General features: G+C 67.3%; 8 protein-coding genes. 5 read left to right on the plus strand and 3 right to left on the minus strand.

What is annotated here, in order from left to right; translation table 11 throughout:
• Positions 1-480: hypothetical protein (locus tag AC08OQ_RS15960; RefSeq protein ID WP_476612155.1), on the plus strand; the 480-nt coding region annotated here is incomplete at its 5' end.
• Between the two features lie 7 nt (positions 481-487).
• Positions 488-1,684 carry a M20 family metallopeptidase gene (locus AC08OQ_RS15965; protein WP_476605373.1) on the plus strand — a complete coding sequence of 399 codons (1,197 nt, stop codon included), beginning with the start codon at positions 488-490 and terminating at the stop codon, positions 1,682-1,684.
• Between the two features lie 142 nt (positions 1,685-1,826).
• Here AC08OQ_RS15965 and AC08OQ_RS15970 read toward each other — a convergent pair whose 3' ends face one another.
• On the minus strand, positions 1,827-2,105 hold the full coding sequence (locus tag AC08OQ_RS15970) for a hypothetical protein (protein WP_476612156.1): 279 nt from the start codon (positions 2,103-2,105) through the stop codon (positions 1,827-1,829).
• Between the two features lie 63 nt (positions 2,106-2,168).
• Here AC08OQ_RS15970 and AC08OQ_RS15975 point away from each other — a divergent pair, with 63 nt between their 5' ends.
• Positions 2,169-3,989 (plus strand): B12-binding domain-containing radical SAM protein, encoded by a 1,821-nt coding sequence (locus tag AC08OQ_RS15975; RefSeq protein ID WP_476612157.1) that lies wholly within the window; start codon positions 2,169-2,171, stop codon positions 3,987-3,989.
• Between the two features lie 22 nt (positions 3,990-4,011).
• On the opposite strand, the gene AC08OQ_RS15980 is transcribed toward AC08OQ_RS15975, so the two are convergent.
• On the minus strand, positions 4,012-4,629 hold the full coding sequence (locus tag AC08OQ_RS15980; RefSeq protein WP_476605375.1) for a hypothetical protein: 618 nt from the start codon (positions 4,627-4,629) through the stop codon (positions 4,012-4,014).
• Between the two features lie 83 nt (positions 4,630-4,712).
• Here AC08OQ_RS15980 and AC08OQ_RS15985 point away from each other — a divergent pair, with 83 nt between their 5' ends.
• On the plus strand, positions 4,713-5,816 hold the full coding sequence (locus AC08OQ_RS15985) for an aldo/keto reductase (RefSeq protein WP_476605370.1): 1,104 nt from the start codon (positions 4,713-4,715) through the stop codon (positions 5,814-5,816).
• Positions 5,813-6,589: an endonuclease/exonuclease/phosphatase family protein gene (locus AC08OQ_RS15990; protein ID WP_476605369.1), complete on the plus strand. Its 777-nt coding sequence runs from the start codon at positions 5,813-5,815 to the stop codon at positions 6,587-6,589. The genes AC08OQ_RS15985 and AC08OQ_RS15990 overlap by 4 nt, the downstream gene beginning before the upstream one ends.
• Positions 6,590-6,622: 33 nt before the next feature.
• Here the strand turns inward: AC08OQ_RS15990 and AC08OQ_RS15995 are convergent.
• Positions 6,623-7,247 (minus strand): PP2C family protein-serine/threonine phosphatase (locus tag AC08OQ_RS15995; protein WP_476612158.1); only part of this gene is annotated, 625 nt, incomplete at its 5' end.

The following is a 7,247-nucleotide window of genomic DNA, read 5'->3' on the forward strand; positions in this document are numbered from 1 at the left end:
GAGCTAGAGGCTATGACCCGCGTCGTCGACACCGCGCAGGAGGTTCTGCTGGTGACCGGGTCGCGATCACGCGATCGGGCCTATCTGGACGCTATTGAAGCGGCGTTGGCCGACCGGCCTGCACTGGTGCACTATCGGGTACTGTTCGGTCCTCCGCACCGGCAGGTACTGAAAGATCACCTGTTACGGCTGCTGACCCTGCGGAACCCAGCCGATCGTGGTCATGGCTACAAGACGTTGAATCTGGACTTTATCACAGATCAGACGGCGCAGCCAGAGCGCTTTCTGTGCGTGTCGGAACAGGCCGCGGTCACGCCGATCCCCTCGCTGACGTCGGCCGAGGCGTTCGACTCCGGTGTTCTGCTCGGAGCGCAGCCGGCAGCGCGGCTGGTGGATCATGTTCGGCAGTGCTACGCAGCCAGTAGGAGGATTGAGACTGTGGAGGCGGTCGAGGCCCTGCCGGTCCTGCGGGGGAGATGATCCCAGCATGTCAGGTGAGATACGTGCGCTGCTGCGGGCGGCGGAGGCAGACCAGCGATCGGTCGTGGCTTTGACCGCGGACCTGGTGAGAGTGCCCAGCCGTGGCGGGCTGGATCCGACCGGCCCGGTATTGGAAGGCGCAGCGGGATGGCTTCGTGGCCGCCGACTTCCTGTACGCCGGCTGCACGACTCGTGTGGTGAGCTAGTCGGGGTCGTCTCCGAGGTGGTCGGAGGTCAGCCCGGTCCCCGGCTGGTGCTGGATGCCTGCGTGGACACCGCCCCGTTCGGGGACGAGGATGCCTGGACTTATCCGCCGACCAGCGCCACCGTTGTGGACGGGTGGATGTGGGGCCGAGGGGCTGCAGATTCGAAGGTGGGTGCGGCTATCTTCTGCCATCTCCTCCTTCGGCTCGCCGTCGGCGCTGACCAGCTCCACGGCGGCGTCACCCTGCTCTTGGACGCCGACGAGCATACCGGCGGCTTCGGGGGCGCCCGCGCTTTCGTCGCCAGCCTCGAAGACACCTCGGCGGACACCCTCGGCGTGATGATCGGCTATCCGGGCGCCGAGCATGTGGTCGTCGGTGGGCGGGGCGTGCTGCGTGCCCGCCTGCTTGTCCACGGGGTGGCGAGCCATTCCGGCGGGTCGGCATGCACCCCGAACGCCATTGTCAAGGCCGCTGACCTCGTCGCCCGCCTCGCCGCCGCACCGCTGCCCGCTCCTGAGGCGCGTTTCCCCACCGGCGGGAAGGTCACGGTCACCGAGATCAGCGGAGGACAGAGCTGGTCGGTGACCCCGGACCTGTGCACCGTCAGCGTCGACCTACGGCTGACCCCAGCTTTCGACGCCGCGGCAGGCGAGGCACTGCTACGGGCAAGTGCCGCTGCGCTGGACGCGGGGTGGCCGCACACCCGGGCCACGGACATCCTTCTCGAGACCTGCTGGCCTCCCTACGCAATGGAGGACACGGCACCGCTGCCAGCCGCGATCCTCGACGCCGCAGCTCAGCTTGGCTTGCAGACCAGACCCAAGGTGGCCGGCCCGTCGAACATAGGGAACTACCTGGCGGGGGTGGGCATCCCTGCCACCGCGGGCTTCGGCGTCAGCTACGAGAACCTGCACGCCGCGGACGAACGTATCCGACTCGACACGATCCCCACCATTCAGGCCGTTTACCATGCCGCCGCGCTCACCTTGCTGACCTGACAATTGTCAGAACTGGCCTGACAATTTGTCGGAACTTTGTAGGAACTTGTCATCGTCGGTCGCAGCGGCATGCGACGAGTTTCTAGCAAGCTCATGATCTGGAGCTACGCCAGCAGGAACGTCACCCTTCTCGTGTTGTTCGTCACGCGAGAGGGGATGCGGTATGAAAGTTTCTGACACGGCCCTGATCCAGCGTTTCGGTGCCGCCCTTCGCCTGGCCGGCGCGCATCACAGCCGGCATGAGGGGGTAGGCGTAGACGATGCCCATGACCTCCTTCTCGATCCCGCTGTCCTCGCCGCATGGTTGGCCGGCCGGGCTGACGGCCGTGTGCGAGTAACCGGCAGCCTGGATCGCCGGCTGGTTTTCTTGGAGCGAGCGGATGGGACGTGGGTCGTGGCGGATTTGTCCGGCCAGCCTCACCGCAGCCGCCGCTGGCCGACCTGGACCACACGGCATCTGACCCTCGAGAAACCGGATTCGTGGTTGTCACCGGCCCGTCTCGACGAGGCGGGAGTCGTTCGTCTGTCGCGGCCGGTCACGCTGCTGGCCGCCCTGTACCACCCGGAGAATTTCCCACTACCCAGGTTTCCGCTTGGTATCAGCACCGTCGCGCGCGCCGCGCGGTCGACCCTGCTCGGCAGGGTGACGCTGGCCGACATGCAACTCGGTCCCAGCCTCGACGATCTCATCGCGCACGCCACCGCCGGCAAGGTGGACATTCTCGGTATCTCCGCGACCTTCGGCCAGCACGATCTCCTGATCCGCTTCCTGGACGCCGTCCATGCCCTGGCCGAACCGCCGATCGTCGTTGCCGGAGGCAGCCTCACCGCCCGCAACGAATCTCTGCTGCTCGAACGCTACCCACAGCTGCTGATCGCCCGGGCTGCCGGCGAGGCCACCATCGAAGCCATTCTCGGGTACTGGCACGGGGACTGCGACCAGGAACAGATACCCGCCCTCGGCTACACCGGTGCACGCCGCCGCGGCGCGCTCGGCATCAGCCGGCGTCGTTCCAGCACACCAGTGACTCGCGACACCACGACGGACGTCGTACCCGAACTCGACCTCCTCCCGGCGACCTTCACCCATCATGGTGTCGCCCAACTGGAGACCAGCCGGGGCTGCACCTCGTACTGCTCGTTCTGCCCCCGCGGCCACAAGGGCTCCTGGTCCGGCGCGGGCCTCGACCACCTTCCGTGGCTGCTCACCGAGATGCGCGCGGTCTTTACCCGACATCCGAACATCGCCCGGGTGCTGTACCTGGTCGATGAGGAGTTCCTCGGCCGCGACGCCGACGCGGCAACGCGGGCGCTGAATATCGCCCGGCTGCTGCAGGAGGCCGGCTTTGCCTGGGAGTCGAGTTGTCGGATCGACCAGGTTGTCCGCCCGGACCGTGACCTGGACTGGCACGCCGAGCGTGCTGCGATGTGGCGTACCCTCCTCGACCGCGGACTTCGACGCATGCTGTTCGGCGTGGAGTCCGGGGTGGACAGCATTCTGGTGCGCTTCGCGAAACAGACCACTGCCGAGCAGAACGTGCTCGGCATCCGCACCCTGTCAGCGATGGGGGTCCCGACCCGCTTCACTTACATCACCTTCGACCCGCTGATGAGCCTGGAAGAACTCCGGGCCACCCACGCCTTCCAGAAATGCACAGACCTACTGCTGCGCCCGCAACCACACCTGCCCCCGGCCGAGATCGTACGGGCTGTCCGTAACGATGCGTTCGCCGCCGAAGCCACCACCGGTCATCCCCTGTACCACGGAGTCTCCTACCTCCTGGTCGGCATGGAATGTTTGATCGGCTCCGCGTACACCCGCCGAGCCCGCCAAGCGGGGCTGACCGGGACGGTGACGCCGTCGATGGGCCGGGTCGAGGCGCGCTACGCTGACCGGCGTATCGGTGTCGCCGCCGACTGGGCCCAGCGATGGGTCGACCGCACCTTCGCCTTCGATTACGTTCTCAAGTCACTGGAGAAGCTCCTCGACGGACCTGTCCGCGCCAGCGTGCGGCAGGCACGGGTCGTAGTGAAGGACGCCGCGTTTGCCGTGCTTGGCGACATGATCGCCGCTATCGAGGCACAGCCGGAGAACCCCGACGGTGGGCAGGCATTGTCCACGCGGATCGCCAGCGCCCTCGACGCGCGTTTCGCGCTCCTTCAGGATCGGATGGCGGCCGTCGTCCACGACCTGAGCGGCCAGATGACCGGCCCACACGCCGATTTTCTCCGCCGTGAACACCGACGGTGGGCGGCCACGACGGGCTGGCGGCTGATCAACGCGGCGGACGCCTGCGGGACCTGACCCCGATGGTCGCCCCTACCATTCAGGTGACAGTCTTCTCCGGGATCGGCACCCAGTTAAACTCCGGGCAGAACCTAGCATACGTGACCAGCTTCCAGACTGCGTAGTCCTCCAGCCGGCTGGCTTCCCGCAGCAGATGCTTGACCCAGGTGTGGCAGACCCGCTCCGAATAGGTCATCGCCTGCTCGATCTGGTCGAGCATCCGGCAGGCCACGCTGAAGTCTTCGACGGTCAGCGCACTCAGGTCAATCTCCACGCCGTCCATAGTGAAGGCGAACACCAGCCGGGTCGTCGAGAACCGGGTGTTGCGCTCGCCGATGAAAGGGGCGTGCCCTTCGAGTGCTGTCATCAACGCGGCGCGCTGCTCGACCGGATAGCCGATCCCCAGGTCCAGATCGGAGGTCTCCAAGTTCAGCCTGGTACCGAACGAGCCGACATCGCACGGACAACGGCCGGTCCACTGCTCGATGAGCATCGAGGCCTTCGCGCGCACAGCCTGCAGACGCTCGTCATGAACGCGCATCGCAGTGTAGAAGCGCTCCGCGCGGTCGAACTCGACATCCGGGAAATCGCTGCGGTCGGCCCATCCCTTCGCAGTGATCGCATCTAGATCCAACAGGGTGGTGGGGTGCGGAGTCATCACCCCGGTGACCTTAGCGTTACGCCGGGCAGCGTCGACTAGGGGCAGACCCCCATCACAGATCAAGAAAACAGGTGACTCGAATGATCGAAGACGACGGTATGGCTCGTCGGACGCTCGCCGGCGGCCTGACCGTGCACCCCATCGGGATCGGCTGCTGGGCGATCGGCGGCCCCGACCACAACCTGAGCCTGCCCATGGGCTGGTCCACCGCCGACGACACTGCATCCCGCCGCGGGCTGGAAACCGCCTACAGCCTCGGCGCAAACCTCTTCGACACCGCTGACGTGTATAGGCACGGCCACTCCGAACGCATCCTCGGCCGCTTCGTCGAGACGGTGGATCGTGACAGCATCGTACTGTCGTCCAAGGTCGGCTACTTCGCCGGCACCGCCGCCCATGCCTACCTGCCCGCAGCCATGCGCAGCCAGCTCGAAACCAGCCTGGAGAACCTGCGCACCAACCGGCTCGACATCTACTTCTTCCACACCAACGAATTCGGACCTGATGATCGCTACCTCGACGGCGCGATCGAGCAGATGCGCGCCTTCCAGCACGAAGGGCTGATCCGCTGCATCGGGATGCGCGGTCCGCACCGCTACGCCCCCGACCGTCTTACTACACCCCATGGGCAGCGGGAGGACAAACATGCACGCTTCCGTACCCTGTTCACCCGGCTCCGGCCCGATGACCTCGCCGTCCGGTACAACCCGCTGACCCCACCCTCACCCGCCGGCCAGCCGGATATTTTCACCGTCGCTGCTGAGTACCATACCAGCATTCTGATCAACAAGCCGTTGGCGCAGGGCCTGCTCACCGGCAAGTACAACCCCCACCAGCCGCCCCGCTTCACCGACGGCGACCACCGGCAACGCAAACGCTGGTTCACCCCCGACGCCCTCGCCATCATCGACCAAGGCCTCGCGCTTCTCCGCGACCGCTTCGGCCCTACCCCCCACGCCCTCGTCCGCGCAGCCCTGCGCTACAGCTTGCAACGCACCGACAACGCCGCCGTCCTCGTCGGATTCACCACCCCCGAACAGGTCCGCGAGAACCTGACAGCCTCCGGCCCAGCCCTGTCCCCCGAAGACCTCGCCGTCATCCGCTCCACCCTCAGCACACTCCAACAAGAACTCGACGCCAGCGGCGACGTCTTCATCGACGAGGCCGACACTCACACACCATGACCGCCAACCAGCCTGCCCTGTGCACCCCGCACCCCTCAGTCCACTCGGCATCGACCGCCGCGCGGCTCCTCGTCTTCAACGCCCAACACGCCGCACCGGCCCGAGCACGCAAACAGGTCGCCTGGATCGCCCAGCAACCAGACGCCGACCTGCTGGTCCTCACCGAAGTCAGTTCCGGACCCGGAGGCACCGCACTCATCGATACCCTCACCTACTACGGATACAGCCACATCCACGCCCCCCAGCCCACCGACCCCGACTACCGGACCGTCCTGGCCTCCCGCACCGCACCTCTCCATCCGCTATCCACCGGCATCACCGTCCTGCCCCACCGCGCTGCGGCCGCCGAGGTTCGCCTCGGACGCCACGCCCTCGGCCTGATCGGCCTCTACGTCCCATCCCGAGGATCAAAGAAACGCCGCAACGACAACAAACGCGCCTTCCAGGCGGCCGTCACCGCAGCCCTACCCCAACTTCTCACCGCCTTCAATGGCCCGGTCATCATCGCTGGAGACCTGAACGTCCTCGAACCCGGCCACATCCCGCACTACCGCGTCTTCGGCGACTGGGAGTACAACTTCTACCGTTTCTTCATAACTGCTGGCCTCGCTGACGCCTACCGCCATCTCCACCCCGACGCACTCGGACACAGCTGGTCCGGCCGCAGTGGCAACGGCTACCGCTTCGACCACATCTTCCTCACCACCCCCCCACCTGCCACCTGTGACCGGCTGCGACTACCTCCACACCCCACGAGCACTCGGGCTCAGTGACCACGCCGCCATGCTCCTCATTCTGGAGCTGAGTCAGAATATGTCGATGACGACCACGGTGATGTTGTCCGCGCCGCCGGCAGCCAGCGCCACCGAGGCGAGATGGTGGGCGACCGCGGCGGCGGGCGCGTCCGCCGGCAGGCGTCCGACGTGACCGGCGAGGGCCGTGGCGGCCGAGGCGTAGTTCCACAGCCCGTCGCTGCACAGCACCACCCGTCCCGGCCCGGTGAGGGGCAGCGAGACGACGCGCGGTACCGCTGACCCGCTGCCCGTCCCGATCCAGTGGGTGATGGTGTGGGCGCCGGGCGCCGTCTCGGCCAGCTCGGCCGGGAGCAGGCCGGCCCGCACCGCCTCGGCCGCCAGCGTGTCGTCCTCGGTCAGCAGGCGCGCGCCCCGCGGGCCGAGCAGGTAGGCCCGGCTGTCCCCGAGCCAGCCGACGGCGAGCCGGTCCGCCGTCACGATCGCCGCGACGAACGTGCAGGCCGGCGCGTCGTCGGGGCTGGTGATCGAGGCGACGGCGCTGCGCTGGGCGGTCGCGACCGCCGCCCGTAGCGCGGCGTTCTCCCAGGGGACGCCGCCGCCCGTCGGCCCGGGAGACCTCGGCGTGCCCACGACGTCGGCCAGGAAGGCGGTGGCGTCCCGGGCGGCGGCCACGGCG

The sequence above is a fragment of the Frankia sp. CcCS3 genome (assembly GCF_977927575.1).